Below are 18,838 nucleotides of genomic sequence, written 5' to 3'. Positions count from 1 at the left end.
CCGCGAGGTGCGACGCGTGCGCTGAGCAGTGAGGACGGAGGGGTGTCAGCCGACGGCTGACACCCCTCCGGTCGTCCTGCCTCCGGTCGTCCACTTCGCGTCAGCGCGGAGTCGGCCGCCCGTCCCGGTAAACCGTGCCGCCCACGCGGACCGGGCGCCGAGGGGCCGCCGCGGCGCGTGCCGTCAGCGCATCCCGGGCAGCCGCCGCAGTTCGCTGACCTTCAGCAGCCGGGAGAGCAGCAGGTACACCAGGGCCAGCGTCAGCGTCCCGGCGACCAGGGCGACGGCGGTGGGCCACGTCCCCGTTCCGAGCACCGCACAGGCCCGCGCCGCGGCCCAGCCCGCCCCGGCCGCGGGGACCGCCGCGCAGAACGGTTTCAGATGGGTGCGGAGCAGCCCGCCCTCGTCGAGGCGACCGCCGAGCCGTGTCCGCAGCAGGCGCGCGGTGAGGGCGAGGCCCGCCAGGTAGGAGAGGGCGTAGGCACCAGCTATGCCGACCACGGCCCAGCGTACGGGCAGCAGCAGATGACAGGCCGTGGCCAGGGCGATGTTCACCGCCGCGATCCACGCCGCCAGGAAGAACGGGGTACGGGTGTCCTCGAACGCGTAGAAGCCGCGGAGCAGCAGGTACTGGGCGGAGAACGGGACGAGGCCGAGCCCCAGGGCCTGGAAGAGGAAGGCGGTGGGCACGATGACCACCGCACTGACCCGTAGCGCCCGCGACAGGTCCGTGCGCAGGTCCGGGATGCGGCCCTCCGCGGCGGCCCGGCTCATGCGCGGCAACAGGGCCGTCACCAGGGACACCGTCACGATCGACTGCGGCAGCAGCCAGATGGTCTGCGCGTAGGTGTAGGCCGAGTAGCCCGCGCCGGCGTGGGGCAGCGCCTGGTCGGCGGCGTTGGCGTAGTTCGTGACCACGGTCAGGGCCACCTGGTTGGCCAGGACGAGGTGATGTCCTCCACCCGGTCGGGGACCGTCATCAGCCCGAGGTACGCGGCGAACATGCCGACCAGGACGCCAGAGCCGTCCCCATGCCCAGTACGCACACCACGAGCGTGACCAGACGCTGCTCGTGGGCCCGTCCGCCGTCGGAGTGCGTGGCGCGGGCCCGTACCAGTTGCGGCACGAGCACGGCGTTGAGGGTGCCGCCGATCAGCAGCGTGTACAGGCTGGTCGGCACCGTGTTCGCGGTGTTGTACGTACTCGCCAGCAGGCCCGTGCCCAGCGCTGCCGCTTGCAGTACCTGGCGGATCAGTCCGGTCGCCCGTGACACCACGGTACCGAGGGCCATCAGCAAGGACGAGCGGACTAAGCCGTCCTTGCTGCGCCCCCGCGGGCGGCGTGCCGCCCCCTCGTCCTCGTCCGTTGCGCCGGCGGCCGTGTCCGCGCCCCGGAGTTCGTTCCCGGCACCATGGCGCCGAACCCTAAGGCGTCCCGGCTGCTCAGGAGGACGGCATCGCGCGCCCCATCTGTTCGGCGAAGGACGCCGGATCCGCGTCGAAGCCCCTGATGACCTGGCGGTACTGCCAGGCGCCCGCCCCGTCGCGGGTGAACTCCGCGATCGTCGTGGCGTTGTTCCCCAGCACCGTGCCGAAGTCGTGCTGTGCGATGTCGAGCGCACCCGTGCGGATGCGGACCGCGGCGTTCACGATGTCGCCGAAGGTCAGCTCCTGGCCGGGCTGCTGGATGGCCACGCCGACGATCACGCGTTCGTACCGCGGGGCGAGCCGGTCCAACTCCAGCACCATGACCTCGTCGTAGCCGAAGCCCTGGCCGGTGCGGCTGTCGCGGTTCAGCGTGATCGTGCCGTCCGGGGACCTGCTGCCGAAGTGCACGAGGTACTCGGGGGCGCCGTAGGGTGCGTTCTCGGTGTAGGTCGCCGCGATGACGTCCAGGTCGTGCGCCGCCGTGCCCGAGGGACTCGGGTCCCACCGGACGCCCACTTCGACCTTCGCCAGACCCTTGTTGAGACCACCACTCACCAGTTCCCCCTCTGGACGAGACCAACTTCTCCGCGACGCGTACGCGTTGCTCCCCATGGTGCCACGGACCACGCACCGTGCCCGGCCGGATACCGGAGGCGGGGACGTGCGCCCGGCGGACGTCGGAGGTCCGCCGGGCGCACGGCGGGGCGAGGGGACGCGCACCCCGATCACCGGGGGCTTGCAGGGGGCGCACTCTGCCGGAGCATGGCCCCGGCCACGCTCCGTGGCCTTACGATGGCGCGGTGCTGGTCAAGTGGATTCGCTGCACCGTCGTCGACCGCCGAGGTTTCGAACGAGGGCAGCGGAAGTGGGCGGGGCTCCTCGGCGAGCCGGGGTTCCGGGCACAGGGCGGCGGCTGGAGCCGTACCCGGCCCGGTGTCGCCCATGTGTTCGCGTTCTGGGAGAGTCGGGCGTTCTACGACTCGTTCATGGCGCGTTCCCACGACCGGTTGGCGGCCACCCAGTCCGGGACGTTCACCCACGCCCAGGTGAAGCTGTTCGACTACCGCTTCGACGTGAAGACCGGTTTCGAGCCCCGCTTCACCGACAGCGACCTGCTGCGGGTCGCCCACTGCCGGGTGCACGAGGAGCGCGCGGAACACTTCGCCCTGATGCAGGAGAAGGTGTGGAACCCCGCGATGGCCGGCTCGCCCGGCATGGTGCGCGGGCTGTTCGGCGAGGGGCCGGGCAGCGAGTTCCTGATCCTGTCCATGTGGCAGTCGGACGCCGAACACGGCAAGTACCGGGCGGAACGCGTAGAACGCCTCTCCCTGCGCGCCCAGACCGAGGCCGACATCGCCTCGCTGTCGGGGGACATCGTCGACATGGAGAAGCCCTGGACCGTCTGACCGTCCGGGTGTCTGACCGGCCGGGCGCCGCGGGCACCGGCGCCGCGGCGGGGCGGCGACCCGCCGTAGGGTGACCGGACCACCGCTCGAACACCGATCTCGACCTAGGGTTTCCGTATGGTACGACCACGCCGCATCGTCCTGGTCCGGCACGGGGAGTCGAAGGGCAACGCCGATGACACCGTGTACGAACGGGAGCCCGACCACGCACTCCCGCTGACCGAGAACGGCTGGCAGCAGGCCGAGGAGACCGGCAAGCACCTGCGCGAACTCTTCGGTCAGGAACGCGTCAGCGTGTACGTGTCCCCGTACCGGCGCACGCACCAGACGCTGCGGGCCTTCATGCTCGACCCGCAACTCGTCCGGATCCGGGAGGAGCCCCGACTGCGCGAACAGGACTGGGGCAATTGGCAGGAGCGGGAGGACGTACGTCTCCAGAAGGCGTACCGCGACGCCTACGGGCACTTCTTCTACCGCTTCGCCCAGGGCGAGTCCGGGGCGGACGTGTACGACCGGGTGGGGGCCTTCCTGGAGAGCCTGTTCCGCAGCTTCGAGGAGTCCGACCACCCGGCGAACGTCCTCCTGGTCACCCACGGGCTGACGATGCGCCTGTTCTGCATGCGCTGGTTCCACTGGAGCGTGGCCGAGTTCGAGTCGTTGTCCAACCCGGGCAATGGCGAAGTGCGGGTCCTGGAACTCGGCGCCGACGGCAAGTACCACCTGGACCGCCCCTTCGACAGCTGGTGCGAACCGGAACCGTACGGGACCACCGGATAGGGTGACGACGACATGACCGTTCCCACCTCCTCCGACCCCCGTCTGGGGCGGGCCCTCGCGAGTCTGCGCGGCCTGTCCGTGGGGGACGCCCTCGGCTCCCAGTTCTTCGTCCCCGCCCACTACCCCCTCCTCGGCCGCGGCGAGCTGCCCGCGGGCGCGTGGCAGTGGACCGACGACACCGAAATGGCCTGCTCCGTCGTCGCCGTGCTGGCCGAGCACGGACGGATCGACCAGGACGCGCTGGCCGCCTCCTTCGCCGTGCACCACGACTTCGACCGCGGCTACGGCCCCGCCGTGAACCGTCTGCTCAGACTGGTCCGTGAGGGCGAGGACTGGCGTGAACTCGCCGCCGCCCTGTTCAACGGCCAGGGCTCCTGGGGCAACGGGGCCGCGATGCGCATCGCGCCCCTCGGCGCCTGGTACGCCGACGACCCCGAGCAGGCCACCCACCAGGCCGAGATCTCCGCCTACCCCACCCACCAGCACCGGGAAGCGGTGGTCGGAGCGATGGCGGTGGCCGCCGCGGCGGCCCTCGCGGCCGCCCCGTCCGGACCGCCGAGCGCCGCTGCCCTGCTCGACGGGGTCATCTCCCTGGTGCCGCGCAGCGCCGTGGAAGCGGGGCTGCGGCGGGCGCGGGACATGCTGGACTACTCGGACGCGGGCACGGTCGCCGCGGTCCTGGGCTGCGGGCGGCGGACCAGCGCCCATGACACCGTCCCCTTCGCGCTCTGGGCGGCGGCCCGCGGGCTGGGCGACTTCCCCCGCGCCTTCTGGGAGACCGCGCAGGTCGGCGGGGACGTCGACACCACCTGCGCGATCGTCGGCGGCATCGTGGCGGCCTCCGCGGCCGGAGCGCCGCCCGAAGCCTGGCAGGAACGGACCGAACGACTCCCCGACTGGCTCGCCGCAACCAGCACGCACCCCCACCCCACCAACTAGGACTTGTCCGGTCGATCATGTGACTACTCGGTGTTCGGGTCGTTGATGTGGGCATGGGGCGGGGTGACCCGAGTGATGCCGAGTGGGAACGGCTGCGGCCGTTCTTGCCGGTCGGCAACGGGCGTCGTGGCAGGTGGCGGGATCACCGGTAGGTGATCGACGGGATTCTGCACCGGGTGCGGATCGGCGTGCAGTGGCGTGACCTGCCAGAACGGTTCGGGCCGTGGAGGACTGTTGATGAACGGCGCTGGTTGTGGTCGGGCGACGGCACTTGGGAACGGCTGCTCCAGCAGGTCCAGGCCGAGGCTGACGCGGCGGGTGAGACCGACTGGGACATCTCGGTCGACTCCACCATCGTGCGCGCGCATCAGCATGCCGCCGGCGCCCCGCTTCGGCGAGCGCCCCCGCGCTGGCGGGGCTGACGCGGTAGTTCGCCGTCGTCGCGTGCGGAGCGCGTTGCGAACCCTCCAGGGTTGATGAGGACCCGAGGGTAGAGCCGCTGTTCACGGCCCTCGTGGGTAGGGGGCTTGATGTGGATTCTGCAGCGGTCCGTCGGTAGTGCAACACCGCAGGTAGATGGCCCTCTTCGAGGTCTGTTCCTCTGGTGCCTGGGAGCTTAGCGGTAGCGGTACCAGTTCTTCCGCGCTTCCCGTTTCCGGCGTTCTGAGACGCCAGCCCTGATCACCTTTACCCTGCGAGGTACCCCGGCTCGCCCGGCACGGGCTAGGCGGACTCGGTCACCGCGGCCTGGCGGCGACGCTGATCATGGGGGTGCGGTCCTGGCTGTTCGGTACGGGCTGGCCGCCTCTTCCGGTTTCCGGTTCCGCCGCAGTCGCGGGGGCCGCGGTGCTCCTGGTGGGCGGCGAGCGCAGCCAGATCCCCGGGGTTCTTCGGTCGGGCCCGCGGCCTGCTGTCAGGCCGCGGGCGGCTCGGCGCGCACCGTTCACGCGGGGCACCTGGAGCGGAGCCGGGTCGGGAATCGCAGCTGCCGTTTCGGCGTGCCGCGCGTTCCGCTCGGGCCTGGCGCAGGGCTGCGGTGTGGGAGGCGTCGGCCCGGTGGCGGCGGTGCACGCGGACACCTGCGTCCCGCCTCCGCCACCTCACTCACCGCCTACGATCACGTACCCCTTGGAATAGATCATCTAGGGGATGGGATCCTTCCGCTCGGCGGGACGCCCGCGCGGAGATCCCGTGCGGCGCCCGGACCCCGTGGCGGCGGTCCTGCGTCGAGCGGGGGCCGTCGGGACCGGGCCGGGTACACCGCAGCCGCAGTCGCAAGATGTCCGTCAGACCGAAATGAGCCGTTCCGCGATGCCTTTCACCCTGTCCCACCCGGCAGCGATCCTGCCGCTCATACGGCATCCGTTCGTGGTGCCGGCTCTGATAGCCGGTTCGATGGCGCCCGACGTACCCGTCTTCGTGAGGATCCAGGCGACCGAGGCGGTCTGGTGGGAGCCGCTCTTCAATCAGACGCATACGCATTCCGCCGCCGGAGCCGTCGGTGTCGACCTGGGATACGCCCTCGGTCTGACGGGCCTCTATCTGCTGCTGAGGCGGCCCGTCCTCGCGCTGGTGCCGCCGCTGGCCGCGCGTGCCGGTATCCGTGAGGCCGGTGAACCCCGTCCGCACGGACGCGGCGCGGCGGGTGCCCTGCGGTTGGCCTTGTGGACGGTGCTCTCCGCGCTGATCGGGATCGTCACCCACATCGTGTGGGACTCCTTCACCCACTACCAGATGTTCTTCCACAAGAACGTGGCCTTCATGAGCACCGAGGTCGTCGGCGGGCTGGATGTGCTCCGGCTGCTCCAGCACCTCAGTACCGTGGCAGGCCTGCTGATCATCGGCGTGTGGCTGCTGCGCCGCTGGCGCGCGACACCGCCCGCGCCGCTGACCGGGTCCGCTGTTCTGAGCGCCCGAGCGCGCGGTGTGGTCCTGGCCGTGCTGGCCGTGGCCGCCGTCGGCGGGGCTGTGTGGGGTCTGACGGAGCCGTACGCCACCGCTTCGTTGGAACACGCGCTGCGGGAGATCGCGTCCGGCGGGGGGCTGGTGCTCGCGGTGGCGCTGGTGCTCTACGCGATCGGCCGGCAGGTGTTCCTGTCCCGCCACCGGAACGTCTCTGGCTCACCCGGTGCCTGAGGATGCCCGAGTCTCGCGTGGCGCGGGAATCGTCCTCGGGCGGGTGAGTGGACGTGTCACCGGGGAGTTCGAGGGAGGTGGCCGCATCGTCACGGTTGCGAAGTGACGCGACGGCGCGATCGTCGAGGAGTACATCTGGGCCTGATCAAGCGCCGGCTGTGCCCATGCCGCTGCCCGCCTGTCACACCGACGACGACGGACCAGTAAGCGGTCCGGGCGGTGTTCGGGGCAGAGATGTCGCGGGGCTCAGGTGCTGTCCCCGGTCTTCTTCGACCAGCAGGGGCTGGCTTCCTCATCGCCAGCCGCTTGGTCATGAGGTGATGAAGGTCCAGTTCAGGTGGGCTTCGGAGCGCTGGTGCAGACGCTCGTAGTCTCGGACGTTGCGGCGGGCGTTCATGAGCCAGCGGTAGCGGCGAACGCGCGGCGCTAGCCGGCCGGCGGCGTCCGTCGCTCGATCGGCGCGGCGGGTATGGATGGCTGCGGGGCCGGGACGGCGGTCACCCTGCCGGACTGGCCTTCAGGGTGCGGGCGCCAGGATGTGCAGGGCGCGGACGTTCGCGTTCGGCACCCGCTCGTTGACGGCGGCGATCAGCCTCGGTGCGCTCCAGCGGAGCTTCGTGCCGACGGCCGGGGCATCGGGGCCAGGTCCAGGCGGCCGGTGTCCGCGTCGAACGCCACGGCCTGCACGCACCCGGCGAGCTCGGGCACGGACGCGGTGAGGATGGAGTCGAAGTCGGCGAGGACGTTGCCGCCGGCGGCCGGGGCGACCATGCCGCGCTCGGTCGTCATTACGGTGATCGCCGCGCTCAGCCCAAGCGGCTCGCGCCCGTCGCGCCGTACGACGGTGGTGGAGCCGTTCTTCTTCCGGCTTCCCGGGCCGAGATCTGGGCTTGGCGGGCGAGGTCGACGCCGCTCAGCTTCGACTCGGTGGTCAGGTGATCACCGCCCCGGTGGCCTCTCCGCCCAGCCGGCTGGCGGCGCGCTCGGGCAGCTGTTGCAGTCGCGTCGCGAGCAGGTACCCGGCAGCGCGCTCCCGGGCGGTGTCGGCGGCCTTCGACGCCGCCGCGACGGCCTCCGCGCCGGTCGGGTCCCCTAGCGTGGCCGTGCGAGCTACCCCCGCGCTGGCGGGGACGACGGACACCTAGTGACCTGCGGGTTTGTGGCGTGATCATGGTGTTTTGCTTTACATCGCCGACCGGTCACCGCCCGGTGGCGACCGTCCACGAAGGTGTACGGCCGGGTACGCGGTACGGTGTGCGGCCCGGTGGCCGATCACGTCGTGCTTCCGCCGCCCGGCGGGCCGGGTGCCCCGGTGACGCGTGCCGGTGCGGGCATGCGCAGGTAGAGGTTGGTGAGCACCTTGCCGGCTCTGATCCAGTCCAGTTCCTGCGCCTCCAGGGCGGCGATCGCCGCCGGCTCGTCGGCGAACTCGCGCTCGGGGCGGGCGCCCTGGATCCCCGCTGCCCAGCGGCGGCCCCAGACCCCGAGCGCGGGCTCACCGGTGTACCTGCGCATGAGGGAACCGCGCTTCGCGTCCGACCAGGCCGGGACACGCCGGTAGGACCGTGGCAGCGAAGCGGTGAAGTCCTCGATCAGCCCGGCCGCCGCCTCGGCCGTCCCCGGCGAGAGCCAGAGCGAGTAGTCCATCTCCGCCCCGCCCCGGGACGCGTGGTGAGTACCCGCCACCAGCAGTACCTGGCGTCCGTACCGCAGCGCCGCCCGGTAGCTGTGCTTCCCGGAGAAGGCCACCGTCCGCTGCTCGCAGCGGGTCGCACCGGCGACGAACGCGCGGTCGTCGGCGGGTTCGAGGGTGAAGGGCATCGGCGCGGGGCTGACGGACCGACCGTCGAAGACCAGCACGCCGGTGCCGAACAGGTCGAGGTACCAGACGTGGCCGGTGTCGCGCCGGGTGAACAACCGGAAGTGCGGGTGGCGTTGCGCGGTGACCCAGGCGACCAGCCGAACCGCCTGCTCCGTCCACTCGGCGGCCGGACGGCCCGCGGCGACCGCCTCGGCGGCCTCCCGCTCGAAACCGCCGTCGGCGAGCCGATCCATGTCGCGGACGCAGTCCGGGCAGTCGTCCACGCCACCCTCCATGAAGGTGTGGAACCCGCGGTGCCGGCGGCGCGGCCGCCCCCGGCGGTGGCCGCGCCACAGGGCGTACCAGGTGCTCGCCCGTTCCCGCTCGTAGCGGCGTACGGCGGAGGCGATCCCGTGTTCGAGGATGCTGGCGGCCTGCTCAGCGTCCGCACCGTCCGGACCGCGCAGGACCCAGTGGTCGACGGCCTCCAGGACCGCGCGGTCGTTGCGCAGTTCCCGCCGCCGCCCGGACCGGTACGTCCCGGGCGTCCGGTGGACGGCGGAGACGTACTCGTGCACAACGCGGGTGCCAGGCCCCGGTGCGGCCCGCAGCCGCTCCATCACTGAGCGGTGCAGTGCGGGCGTCCACAGCCGGGCGACGTCGGCCGGGGTCTCGGCCTCCGCGTCGAACAACGCCTCGACGCAGCGCTCCGGATCGTCCATCGGCCCCTCCCGGCACGGCATCCGCACCGCTGGCCCGGCGCGAAGACTGCGGCGGAGTACGGCCCCGCAGTGGGGAGTTACGGCCTATCGGGGCCGGCCACCGCCGGCCGCGACTCCGCGCCGAAGACTATCGAACACCGTGCCCGCCGCGGGGCAACGGGTCAGGCCGCTTTGGCCGGGCGGTAGTCGAGGACGATCGCGCCCGAGCTGAAGGACTGGGTGCCCGCGAGCGTCCAGGTCTTCGGGGCGAGGCCGTCCACGAACAGGCGCTTGCCGGTGCCGACGGTCACCGGGTAGAGGAACAACTTGAGTTCGTCGACCATGTCGTGCTCGATCAGCGTGTTGACGAGCGTGGCGCTGCCGTAGACCAGGAGGTCGCCGCCCGGCTCGGCCTTGAGCTTGGCGACCTGTTCGACGACGTCGCCGTCGAGGATCGCCGCGTTCCAGGTCGCCGTCTGCAGCGTGGTGGTGGCGACGTACTTGGGGATGTGGTTCATCCGCGCGGTGAACTCGTCCGACTCGTCGCGCGGGGGCCACGTCTTCGCGAAGATCTCGTACGTCGCGCGCCCCAGCAGCAGGGCGCGGCTCGCGCGCAGTTGTCCGTTTTGGTACTTGGCGTGCTCGTCGTTCCAGAACGGGCCGGTCCAGGCGGGGTCCTCGACCACGCCGTCCATCGTGATGTACATGACCGCAACGACCTTACTCATGCGGAAGTCTCCGTTTCGCAGCATTGGGGAGTCCGCTCCGAGGCCTCGGGGGCCCTTCGGACGCGACCCCTTCAGCGTGCAAGATCAGCGCGCGGCCCAACAAGACACGACCGAGCCACGCTAGGTTGAGCACGATTAAACGATCAAGGGGTGGGCATGCTGGAACGGCTGGAGCTCGAAGCGTTTCTCACACTCGCCGAGGAGCTGCACTTCGGGCGCACCGCGGAACGCCTGCACGTCACGACCGGCCGGATCAGCCAGACCATCCGCAAGCTCGAACGCCGCGTCGGCGGACCGCTGTTCGAACGCAACAGCCGCAGGGTGACGCTGACCGCGCTTGGTGAGCAGCTGCGCGACGACCTGCGCCCCGCGTACGACCAGATCGCCGCCGGGCTCGCACAGGCGGTCACCACGACCCGCGGCGTGCGCATCAAGGGTGTGGTACGCGTCGGCTTCTCCGGGGCGTGGTGCGGCAACCTGCTCGTCAAGGCCGCCGACCTGTTCCGCGTGCGCCATCCGGACAGCGTGGTGGAGATCCAGGAGATCCAGCTCCTCGACCCGCTCGGCCGCATGCGGGCCGGCGAAGTGGACCTGCAGCTCAGCGAGTTCCCCATCGACGAGCCCGACATCGTGCAGGGTCCGCTGATGTTCGCCGAGCCGCGCGGACTGCTGGTGCCCGCGGGCCACCCCTTCGCAGGCAAGGACTCCGTCTCGATGGAAGACCTCGCCGACACGACGCTGGTCACGATCGCCTCCGAACACATCCCCGAATACTGGATGGACTACTACTTCCCCCGAAGAACCCCGTCCGGCCGGCCGATCCCGCAGGGGCCGGCCACCCGCTTCTGGCCCGAGGTCCTGGTCCACGTCAGCATGGGCGTCGGCGTCAGCACGGTGGCAATGCGCGCCCAGGACTTCCACTCCCGCCCGGGCCTGGCCTTCGTCCCGCTGCACGACGCCCCACCGATCAACTACGGCTTCCTGTGGCCCCGCACCAGCCTGAACCCGGTCGCCTCGACCTACCTCGACATCGTCCACGAGCTCGCCACGCCCATCCGCTGACAGCTCCGTCGGCGGGCTCCGGGCCGACGGCAACCCCGAGATTCGGCCTCGACACCCCGGAACACCAGGCACGTACGCGAGTGTCGGCTCTACCTTTCTCAACGAATCGTGTCCGCCGGGTCGTCTCTGAACAGGGCGAATGCGATTGGTTGAGAAACGACAGGGCCGGGGCATGCCAAAGACGATCGCTGATCTGGCCTCGCGGGTCCGTGCCGGCGCCGGCTCATGGTTCACCGGTGCCGGCAGGTCCCGACCGGAGAACGCTCACGAGCATGAGCACAGCCCCGCCGGGCGCGCCGGGTCGGTGGCAGTCGGTTTCGTTCGCCACGTGCACGCCGGAACTGGTTACAGAGAGCTACTCGCCACTTCGTCGTAGCTATACGAGCGCAGGGCCGATGCGGGACGGCGTCGCGGCCTGGCGGTGCGCCTCGATCGCGCGGCGGTATCCGTCCGGTGGCGGGCGTGATGATCCGGGTCTGTTCCAGGGGGCCGTCGTCGCCCACGCTGACGACTCCGGGCACACGGTGAGCCGGCCGGAGTCCGCGTCGAACCCGACAGCCACGACGTGCCCGGCGAGGTCGGGTGCGATGGTCGCCCACCGCTCCCGCAGCGAAGCGCCGGCAGCCGGGAGCGCCCAGGCCCGTTCGGTGACCAGCACGCCGATCGCCGCCCCGAGGCCCATCGGCTCGCGCCCTTCGCGCCGCACCGTCGCGCCGGTGCGCGGCCTCTTCTTCGCCTTCGGGCCGGTGCCGTTCTTGCGGGCCGCGCTCCAGCGTGGCCCGGTAGGAATGCATGGACACCTGGATCGACAGTTCCCGGATCCGCGCCCACAGGTCAGCCTCACGGGTGCCTGCTCGGGAGTGCATCCGGGACTGTCCTCGTAGGCTCGCCGAGGGCCAGCGGGCCGCGTTCGACGCCGATGAACCCTCCAGGGTTGATGAGGACCACCAGGCGCGCGGGAAACTACGCAAACCCCCAGCTGAACGTCCCGATAATGGGCGCGGGGAACTGTGCGAATCCCCAGCGCACCCGAGCCGACCAGCGCACCGCCAGGTGTACGCACGGACCGGCGAGCGCAGCGAACTGTCACGGTCATGCCACAGCAGCCGCCCGCACCCCCTCCCGCCGGGCGCCCAGCCCTACGCTTGCGGCCACGCCGCCACCCGACCACGAAGGCGCGCGTTCCGTACGAGCCACCGCCGCCCGTGCGCCGCGGCGCCCCGCCCGCGTGCCGGCCGCGGTCTGGGGGAACATGTCCGAGAAACCGACCGCGCAGCCCGAGCCGTCGACACCGCCGGGCGCCCCGCCCGCCCGCGCGCTGGCCCGGTCCACCGCTGCGCCGGCCGACCCCGCGCATCCGTCCCGGCGGCCGGGTGCCGCGCCGCCCGCCGACCCGTGGAGCGCCCTGCGCAGCCGCGCCCCCCGGTCGATCGGGTCGGCGACCCTCTGGTCCGTGCTCGCCACCGGAGTCCTCAGCATGGTGCTGCTGGGCGACGGCATCGGCCTCAACCTCCTGCTGGTGGCACTGCCGGCAAGCCTCGCCGCGTACCACGCCGCGGTCGGAGCCGGTCGACGGCCGCGCCCCCGGACCCTGCTCTGGGGCGCCGGCGGCCTCGTGCTGCTCGCGGTCCCGGCACTGCGCGACGCCTCCTGGCCCTCCTTCCTCGCCGTCGCCGCGGCGTTCTGGCTCGGCGCCCTCGCCCTCCACGGCTCCCGTACCTGGGCGGGGATCGCGTTCAGCCCGTTCGGTCTGATCGAGGCCGTGCCCCGCGGGCTGAGCTGGGGCTGGCGCGGGTTGCGGGAACGCTCCAAGGCCCCGTCCAGCCGGGTGGGGCCCGTACTGCGCGCCCTCGGCGTGACGGCGGCCCTGCTCCTGGTGTTCGGGGCGCTGTTCGCCGCGGCCGACGCCGCCTTCGCCGATCTGCTGGACGACCTGGTCCCGGAGGTGTCCGGAGCCGACGGCCCGCTGCGCCTGCTGCTGTTGGCCCTGGGCCTCCTGGGTGCCCTGGGCGTCGCGTACGCGGCGGGTTCCCCCGTGCGCTGGGACAGGGTCTCCTTCGCGCCGGGGCGCGCCCGGGGGCGCGTCGAGTGGGCGTTGCCGCTGCTGGTGCTCAACGGGCTGTTCGCCCTGTTCATCGCCGTGCAACTGACGGTCCTCTTCGGCGGCTACGACACGGTCCTGGAGAAGACGGACCTCAGTTACGCCGAGTACGCCCGACAGGGGTTCTGGCAGTTGCTGCTCGCGACGCTCCTGGTGCTCGTGGTGATCGTCGCCGCGGTGCGCTGGGCCCCGCGCGGCGGGCCGAAGGACGGGGCGCTGGTGCGCGGGGTGCTCGGCACGCTCGGTGTCCTCACGCTGGTCGTCGTCGCCTCGGCCGTGCGGCGCATGGACATGTACGTCGACGCCTACGGGTGGACGCGGCTGAGGATCTCGGTCGTCGCGGTGGAAGCGTGGCTGGGCCTCGTGATCGTGCTGATCATGGCCGCCGGGGTGTGGGGCGCCCGCTGGCTGCCGCGGGCCGTGGCCGCCAGCGCCGCAGCGGGAGTGCTGCTGTTCGGGGCGGTGTCCCCCGACGCGTTGATCGCCGAGCGGAGCGTGCAACGCCACGAGGGCACCGGGCAGCTCGACCTCGACTACGTACGGGCCCTCTCCGCCGACGCGGTGCCCGCCCTGGACGCCCTCCCCGAGCCGCTGCGGTCCTGTGCGCTCCGGTCGATCGACGAGGAACTGCGCCGCCACGCGGACGAGCCCTGGTACGCCACCAGCCTCGGCGAGGCGAGGGCCCGCGCGATCCTCAACGACCGTCCGGTGCGGGCGACATGGACCCAGTGCCAGCAGGCCGGGCGGGAGAGCGGCTACCCCTGACCGGGGCGTACGGGGGTGTCCGTCCGGGAATGGCGCGAAGAACCGTGCCCTTGACCGGGACCGGGTGTCGGTCGGCGAACCGGTCGGCGTAGGCTTGCAGGTGCCATGCCATACGAAGCACCTACCCACACCGTTGAGCGCTCGTTGCGCGCCACCACCGGGGCGAAGATCATCGCGGGCGTCGACGAAGTGGGACGTGGTGCCTGGGCGGGCCCGGTCACCGTCTGCGCCACGGTCACCGGACTGCGACGGCCCCCCGAGGGGCTCACGGACTCCAAGCTCCTCACGCCCAAGCGACGTACCGCTCTGGCCGCGGAGTTGGAGAGTTGGGTGACGGCCCACGCACTGGGGCACGCCTCGCACGAGGAGATCGACGCCCTGGGCATGACGGCCGCGCTCCGGCTGGCCGCCGTGCGCGCGCTGGAGGCCCTTCCGGTGCGTCCCGACGCGGTCATCCTCGACGGGAAGCACGACTACCTCGGCACCCCGTGGCGGGTGCGCACCGTGATCAAGGGGGACCGGTCCTGCGTCGTGGTGGCCGCCGCATCCGTGATCGCGAAGGTCCGCCGCGACAAAATGATGGCCGAACTGGGGTCCGAACATGCAGACTTCGACTTCGCGGCCAATGCCGGCTATCCCTCGCCGGTGCACCGGGCCGCACTGGCGGAACGGGGCCCCACCCCGTACCACCGGCTGACGTGGGCGTATCTTGATGCGCTGCCCCAGTGGCGACATCTCAAGAAGGCCCGCAGTTGGGCGGACGAAAGCGTTCCGGAGATCGAGGGCCAGCTGGGTTTCGACTTCTGACGTTCTCATTCGCACTGATGTGCCACCCGCCGGGCCCGTTCGCGCCGGCGTTTGATAGATACCAGCTCATGCCTCTCATTCCCGAGGAGCCTCAGATTCACGAGAGTGCCCAGGGTCCGCGCGTCACCCCGGCCAGTGGCCACCCCGCGCCGACCCCTCGCCCCGTACCCGGTCCGCGTCCCGCGGCGCCACCGCGCCCCGGCGGACCGGGCCCGCTGCGGCCCACCCCGCCCGCGCAGCGCACGCCGCGCGAGTCGTCGGCCGCCAAGCCGGAGCCGTCCGCTCCGGCCGCGACTGCCGCAACCGCGGTGCAGTCGACCCCCGTGTCCCCGGCTGCCGCCTCACCGCAGCTCCAGCTGATCCCGGCCTCGGCCGAGGGGGCGCTGGACGCGGCGGAGGAAGCGGTCGACCTCCTGCTCGACTCCGGTAGGCCCCCCGGGGAGATCCTCGTGGTCACCACCGGGGACCAGCACCCCTGGGCCGCCCACGAACTGTCGTTCGGCGAGGCCGCCTACTGGGCGCAGCACGATGCCGCGGACGACGTCTTCTACGCCGACGCCGCCGCCCTGGAACGGGCGACCGTTCGTCCGGTCGTGGTCGCCGCCGTCAACGGTGGGGATGTCTCCGCGGGACTGCCGCTCGCCCTGACCAAGGCGGGCACGCTCCTGATCGTGTGCGGTGATCCGCAGGTCATCAATGCGGCCCTGGGCGCCGGAGTCTGACGGCTCCGGACGCTGACGGTATCGGTGGCGGTGGCTCGGACCCGGTCCGGGACACCGCCACCGCTGCGTCGTCAGTCCCTCGCGCGCCACGGCCCGCCGCCCGGACCTGACGGCGCGGGCGGGGCCGGCCGTGTTCGACGGTGTTCGGCGGTGTTCGCGGTGGTGGGAGCGGTGGTGCGGACCCGGTGGTGCCCGGCCTCCGTGAGCGGACGCCCGTGCGGGCGGGCTTCGGGAGGCCGGAGGATCGGGCCGGTGCCGTGCGGCTCAGCGTGCTGCCGCGCGGCGCAGTAGTTCCGATGCGGCTCCCCCGGCCCGGGGCTGGAGGGGAGTGAGGTCCGCCGCGAAGTCCTGGGAGGACGAGAGGGAGCTCGGGCGGCGACCGCCCCGTCCCTCACCGAGTACCTGCCAGCCGTCGCGGGTCAAGGTGATGTAGGCCCCGCAGCGAAGCCCGTGCAGGGTGCACGCGTCACGGAGCCCCCACATCCAGGCCCCGTCCTCCTGGGTCCAGCGCGCGTCCCCGTCCCGGCAGTAGAGCAGGACCGCGGTGCGCACCGGGGTGCGTCTGCGGAGGTCGTGCGGAATCACCCGGCGGAGCTGGGCGAGCAGGGCGTTGCGGAACACCCATCCGTCGGCCGAGGCGGCACGGCGGGTGAACGAGGCACTGGCTCGAAGGCGTTCGTCGGGGTCGAGGACGGCGACGACCGCGGTGGCCGGTGTCGGCCGGTGGCGGGCGTGCAGTCCGCTGACCACCTCGCGTGGGTTGCGCAGCAGCGGAATCCCGGCCGCTGCCCATTCAGCGGGTTCCAGCATCCGGGCCAGTTGGTTGGCGGCATCGGTCGGCAGGTTCTCACGCGTCGGGGACGCAGACATCATCGATGCCGCCTTGGACGGAGCGAATCCGAAGGTCACGGCCCTCCCTTCGGCTACGCGCCCACATACGGGGCGGAAACGGACGTGGGGGAGCGCACCACGGCACAGCCCTCTCGGGAGACGGGCGAGCCGCAGGGGAGCAATGCCAATTCTTCCCGTCGTATTGGCTTGCGGCAACGAGCAATTGGGACCGTCGACCCATTCCTTGGCATTCGTCTCTTATATCCCTCGCCCGAAGATCTCGGAACGCCCTGTGCGCCCGCCGTTTTCCCACGATCCGGCCGTGCGGTCACCCGACGGTCAGCCACAGGTCGGGTGAGCCCGCCCGGCACGCCCGCACGCGCCGGACGTACGACTCATCCGGGCAGGGCGAGCACCAACGGCAGCACCTCGGCCGCTCCCGCCCGCCGCAGCAGCCGCGCGGCGACCGCGAGGGTCCACCCGGTGTCGGTCTGGTCGTCCACCAACAGGACGGGGCCGCCGGCGGCCTTGACCGCCAACGACAGGTCCGTGGGGAGGTGCAGCGCGCCGTCGAGGACCTTCAGCCGCTGGGCGCTGTTGCTCCGGGGGGTGCGTGCCGGTTCGTGTCCCGGCGCGTACTCGATGCCGCCCAGGAGGGGGAGCCTGCCCACCTCCGAGATCCGGGCGCCCAGGGACTGGATCAACCGGGGCCTGTTCAGCGAGGCCATCGTCACCACACCGACCGGTCGGGCCATCGCGTCGGGGGCGCCGGACGCCCAGCCGCCCGGTCCCCTGGCCCAGTCGGCGAGCACGTCCACCACGGCCCGTGCCACATCGTCCGGAACCGGTCCGTCGGGGGCGTGGGGGGCGAGCATCGGCCGGAGGCGGTTGCCCCATCCGATGTCCGACAACCGCCCCAGGGCGCGCCCCGTGGCCGCCTGTTCGCCGGCGGGAATGCGGCCCTTGAGCGAGATGCCCACGGCCGTCAGGCCGGTCGGCCACATGCGGCGCGGCTCCACCTCCACGCCGGGGCGCTCCAACTCGCCCCGGGCCCGGTCCAGCGCGGCGCCGGAGACCTCGGTGTCGAACCGCGCTCCGGCGCAGTTGTCGCACCGGCCGCAGGGGGCGGCCTCCTCGTCGTCGAGCTGGCGGCGCAGGAACTCCATGCGGCAACCGGTGGTCCGCACGTACTCCCGCATGGCCTCCTGCTCGGCCGACCGCTGCCGGTTCACCCAGGCGTAGCGCTCGGTGTCGTACGCCCAGGGCTCGCCCGTGGACACCCAGCCACCCTTGACCCGCTTCACGGCCCCGTCGACGTCCAGCACCTTCAGCATGGTCTCCAGCCGGTTGCGCCGCAGCTCCACCAGGGGCTCCAGGGCGGGCAGCGACAGGGGCCGGTCCGCCCCGGCGAGCACCTCCAGGGTCCTGCGCACGTGCTCCTCCGGCGGGAACGCCAGCGAGGCGAAGTACTGCCAGATCGCCTCGTCCTCCTTGCCCGGCAGCAGCAGGACCTCCGCGTGCTCCACCCCGCGGCCGGCCCGGCCCACCTGCTGGTAGTAGGCGATCGGCGAGGCGGGGGAGCCGAGGTGCACGACGAAGCCCAGATCGGGCTTGTCGAACCCCATGCCGAGGGCCGAGGTGGCGACCAGGGCCTTGACCCGGTTCGCCAGCAGGTCCTCCTCCGCCTGCTGCCGCTCGGCGTTCTCCGTCTTGCCGGTGTACGAGGCCACCGTGTGCCCCCGTTGGCGCAGATAGGCGGTGACCTCCTCCGCTGCGGCCACCGTGAGGGTGTAGACGATGCCCGAGCCCGGCAGGGCGTCCAGGTGCTCGGCCAGCCACGCGAGGCGGTGCGCGGCGTCGGGAAGGGCGAGGACGCCCAGGCTGAGGCTGGACCGGTCGAGGGGGCCGCGGAGGACCAGGGCGCTCCCCGCGTCGTCCGCGCCCGCCGCCGCGGCTCCCGTGCCGAGTTGCTCCGCGACGTCCGCCGTCACGCGCGCGTTCGCCGTCGCGGTCGTGGCCAGCACCGGGACGCCGGGCGGGAGGTCCGCCAGCATGGTGCGCAGCCGTCGGTAGTCGGGTCGGAAGTCGTGCCCCCAGTCCGAGATGCAGTGCGCCTCGTCGACCACCAACAGTCCCGTGGCGGCGGCCAGCTCGGGCAGCACGTTGTCCCGGAAGTCGGGGTTGTTGAGGCGCTCGGGGCTGACCAGGAGGACGTCCACGGAACCGGCGCCGATCTCCTGCTGGACGGTCGCCCACTCCTCGGGGTTGGCCGAGTTGATCGTGCGCGCGTGGATGCCGGCCCGGGCGGCGGCGTCCACCTGGTTGCGCATGAGGGCGAGGAGGGGCGAGACGATCACGGTGGGACCGCCGCCGTTCTCCCGCAGCAGCGCGGTCGCGACGAAGTACACCGCGGACTTGCCCCAGCCGGTGCGCTGCACCACCAGGGCCCGGCGCCGTTGTGCGACCAGTGCTCTGATCGCCCGCCACTGGTCCTCCCGGAGGCGTGCGGCCGGGTCGCCGACCAGCCGGGCGAGGACGGCGTCGGCGGCCGTGCGGAGTTCGTCGTTGCTCATGCCCCCATGCAACCCGATGGGTCCGACATCGCGCGACCGGCCCCGCTGACCTGTGGACAACT

16 protein-coding genes and 2 pseudogenes are annotated in these 18,838 nt (G+C 72.2%); 9 read left to right on the top strand and 9 right to left on the bottom strand.

Features of this window, described 5'->3' with window-relative positions; genetic code table 11:
• Positions 1–183 precede the first annotated feature (183 nt).
• Positions 184–1,291 (bottom strand): annotated as a pseudogene (locus ACFYOU_RS16090) (lipid II flippase MurJ).
• Between the two features lie 151 nt (positions 1,292–1,442).
• A complete protein-coding gene (locus ACFYOU_RS16085; RefSeq protein ID WP_389767952.1) occupies positions 1,443–1,982 on the bottom strand; it encodes a TerD family protein in 540 nt (179 codons plus the stop codon).
• Between the two features lie 245 nt (positions 1,983–2,227).
• On the opposite strand from ACFYOU_RS16085, the gene ACFYOU_RS16080 reads away from it, so the two are divergent.
• The 5 genes and pseudogenes from ACFYOU_RS16080 (at position 2,228) to ACFYOU_RS16060 (ending at position 6,685) form a co-directional block, all read left to right on the top strand.
• Positions 2,228–2,833 carry a YdbC family protein gene (locus tag ACFYOU_RS16080; protein ID WP_389767954.1) on the top strand — a complete coding sequence of 202 codons (606 nt, stop codon included), beginning with the start codon at positions 2,228–2,230 and terminating at the stop codon, positions 2,831–2,833.
• A 117-nt stretch (positions 2,834–2,950) separates the two neighbouring features.
• Positions 2,951–3,610, top strand: a complete 660-nt coding sequence (locus ACFYOU_RS16075; RefSeq protein ID WP_391306234.1) for a histidine phosphatase family protein — start codon at positions 2,951–2,953, stop codon at positions 3,608–3,610.
• A gap of 12 nt (positions 3,611–3,622) precedes the next feature.
• Positions 3,623–4,549: an ADP-ribosylglycohydrolase family protein gene (locus tag ACFYOU_RS16070; RefSeq protein ID WP_391306232.1), complete on the top strand. Its 927-nt coding sequence runs from the start codon at positions 3,623–3,625 to the stop codon at positions 4,547–4,549.
• Between the two features lie 53 nt (positions 4,550–4,602).
• Positions 4,603–4,935 (top strand): annotated as a pseudogene (locus ACFYOU_RS16065) (IS5 family transposase); the annotation flags it as partial.
• A 925-nt stretch (positions 4,936–5,860) separates the two neighbouring features.
• Positions 5,861–6,685, top strand: coding sequence for a DUF4184 family protein (locus ACFYOU_RS16060; RefSeq protein ID WP_391306230.1), 825 nt, complete (start codon positions 5,861–5,863; stop codon positions 6,683–6,685).
• 588 nt (positions 6,686–7,273) lie between these two features.
• Here the strand turns inward: ACFYOU_RS16060 and ACFYOU_RS16055 are convergent.
• From ACFYOU_RS16055 to ACFYOU_RS16040, 4 genes are all read right to left on the bottom strand, one after another.
• Positions 7,274–7,474 (bottom strand): hypothetical protein, encoded by a 201-nt coding sequence (locus tag ACFYOU_RS16055; protein WP_391306228.1) that lies wholly within the window; start codon positions 7,472–7,474, stop codon positions 7,274–7,276.
• A 142-nt stretch (positions 7,475–7,616) separates the two neighbouring features.
• A complete protein-coding gene (locus ACFYOU_RS16050) occupies positions 7,617–7,826 on the bottom strand; it encodes a hypothetical protein (protein WP_391306226.1) in 210 nt (69 codons plus the stop codon).
• Between the two features lie 131 nt (positions 7,827–7,957).
• Positions 7,958–9,208, bottom strand: a complete 1,251-nt coding sequence (locus ACFYOU_RS16045; protein WP_391306224.1) for a hypothetical protein — start codon at positions 9,206–9,208, stop codon at positions 7,958–7,960.
• A gap of 161 nt (positions 9,209–9,369) precedes the next feature.
• Positions 9,370–9,915, bottom strand: coding sequence for a dihydrofolate reductase family protein (locus tag ACFYOU_RS16040; protein WP_391306222.1), 546 nt, complete (start codon positions 9,913–9,915; stop codon positions 9,370–9,372).
• Between the two features lie 156 nt (positions 9,916–10,071).
• Between ACFYOU_RS16040 and ACFYOU_RS16035 the strand changes: the two genes are divergently transcribed.
• On the top strand, positions 10,072–10,977 hold the full coding sequence (locus ACFYOU_RS16035) for a LysR substrate-binding domain-containing protein (RefSeq protein WP_391306220.1): 906 nt from the start codon (positions 10,072–10,074) through the stop codon (positions 10,975–10,977).
• Between the two features lie 376 nt (positions 10,978–11,353).
• On the opposite strand, the gene ACFYOU_RS16030 is transcribed toward ACFYOU_RS16035, so the two are convergent.
• Positions 11,354–11,683 (bottom strand): DciA family protein, encoded by a 330-nt coding sequence (locus ACFYOU_RS16030; protein WP_391306218.1) that lies wholly within the window; start codon positions 11,681–11,683, stop codon positions 11,354–11,356.
• 546 nt (positions 11,684–12,229) lie between these two features.
• Here ACFYOU_RS16030 and ACFYOU_RS16025 point away from each other — a divergent pair.
• The 3 genes from ACFYOU_RS16025 to ACFYOU_RS16015 all read left to right on the top strand — a co-directional run bounded on the left by ACFYOU_RS16025 (position 12,230) and on the right by ACFYOU_RS16015 (position 15,372).
• Positions 12,230–13,843: a DUF4153 domain-containing protein gene (locus tag ACFYOU_RS16025; protein ID WP_391306216.1), complete on the top strand. Its 1,614-nt coding sequence runs from the start codon at positions 12,230–12,232 to the stop codon at positions 13,841–13,843.
• Positions 13,844–13,948: 105 nt separating this feature from the next.
• A complete protein-coding gene (locus tag ACFYOU_RS16020; protein ID WP_391306215.1) occupies positions 13,949–14,650 on the top strand; it encodes a ribonuclease HII in 702 nt (233 codons plus the stop codon).
• 68 nt (positions 14,651–14,718) lie between these two features.
• Entirely contained in the window at positions 14,719–15,372 is a 654-nt protein-coding gene (locus ACFYOU_RS16015; RefSeq protein ID WP_391306213.1) for a hypothetical protein, read from the top strand.
• Between the two features lie 264 nt (positions 15,373–15,636).
• Here the strand turns inward: ACFYOU_RS16015 and ACFYOU_RS16010 are convergent, their stop codons facing one another.
• On the bottom strand, positions 15,637–16,281 hold the full coding sequence (locus ACFYOU_RS16010; RefSeq protein WP_385488554.1) for a hypothetical protein: 645 nt from the start codon (positions 16,279–16,281) through the stop codon (positions 15,637–15,639).
• Positions 16,282–16,598: 317 nt separating this feature from the next.
• On the bottom strand, positions 16,599–18,776 hold the full coding sequence (locus ACFYOU_RS16005) for a DEAD/DEAH box helicase (RefSeq protein ID WP_391306210.1): 2,178 nt from the start codon (positions 18,774–18,776) through the stop codon (positions 16,599–16,601).
• Between the last annotated feature and the right edge of the window lie 62 nt (positions 18,777–18,838).

The sequence above is a fragment of the Streptomyces sp. NPDC005955 genome, from assembly GCF_042871255.1.
GTDB lineage: Bacteria > Actinomycetota > Actinomycetes > Streptomycetales > Streptomycetaceae > Streptomyces.
The sequence above is the reverse complement of the archived record's forward strand: the minus strand, read 5'-3'. Positions and strand labels throughout refer to the sequence as shown.

Bases quoted from the DNA above. Each gene is read 5' to 3' on its own strand.
- ACFYOU_RS16075 (WP_391306234.1), top strand. From the start codon at position 2,951: ATGGTACGACCACGCCGCATCGTCCTGGTCCGGCACGGGGAGTCGAAG.
- ACFYOU_RS16070 (WP_391306232.1), top strand. From the start codon at position 3,623: ATGACCGTTCCCACCTCCTCCGACCCCCGTCTGGGGCGGGCCCTCGCG.
- ACFYOU_RS16060 (WP_391306230.1), top strand. From the start codon at position 5,861: ATGCCTTTCACCCTGTCCCACCCGGCAGCGATCCTGCCGCTCATACGG.
- ACFYOU_RS16055 (WP_391306228.1), bottom strand. From the start codon at position 7,474: ATGACGACCGAGCGCGGCATGGTCGCCCCGGCCGCCGGCGGCAACGTC.
- ACFYOU_RS16045 (WP_391306224.1), bottom strand. From the start codon at position 9,208: ATGGACGATCCGGAGCGCTGCGTCGAGGCGTTGTTCGACGCGGAGGCC.
- ACFYOU_RS16040 (WP_391306222.1), bottom strand. From the start codon at position 9,915: ATGAGTAAGGTCGTTGCGGTCATGTACATCACGATGGACGGCGTGGTC.
- ACFYOU_RS16035 (WP_391306220.1), top strand. From the start codon at position 10,072: ATGCTGGAACGGCTGGAGCTCGAAGCGTTTCTCACACTCGCCGAGGAG.
- ACFYOU_RS16025 (WP_391306216.1), top strand. From the start codon at position 12,230: ATGTCCGAGAAACCGACCGCGCAGCCCGAGCCGTCGACACCGCCGGGC.
- ACFYOU_RS16020 (WP_391306215.1), top strand. From the start codon at position 13,949: ATGCCATACGAAGCACCTACCCACACCGTTGAGCGCTCGTTGCGCGCC.
- ACFYOU_RS16015 (WP_391306213.1), top strand. From the start codon at position 14,719: ATGCCTCTCATTCCCGAGGAGCCTCAGATTCACGAGAGTGCCCAGGGT.
- ACFYOU_RS16005 (WP_391306210.1), bottom strand. From the start codon at position 18,776: ATGAGCAACGACGAACTCCGCACGGCCGCCGACGCCGTCCTCGCCCGG.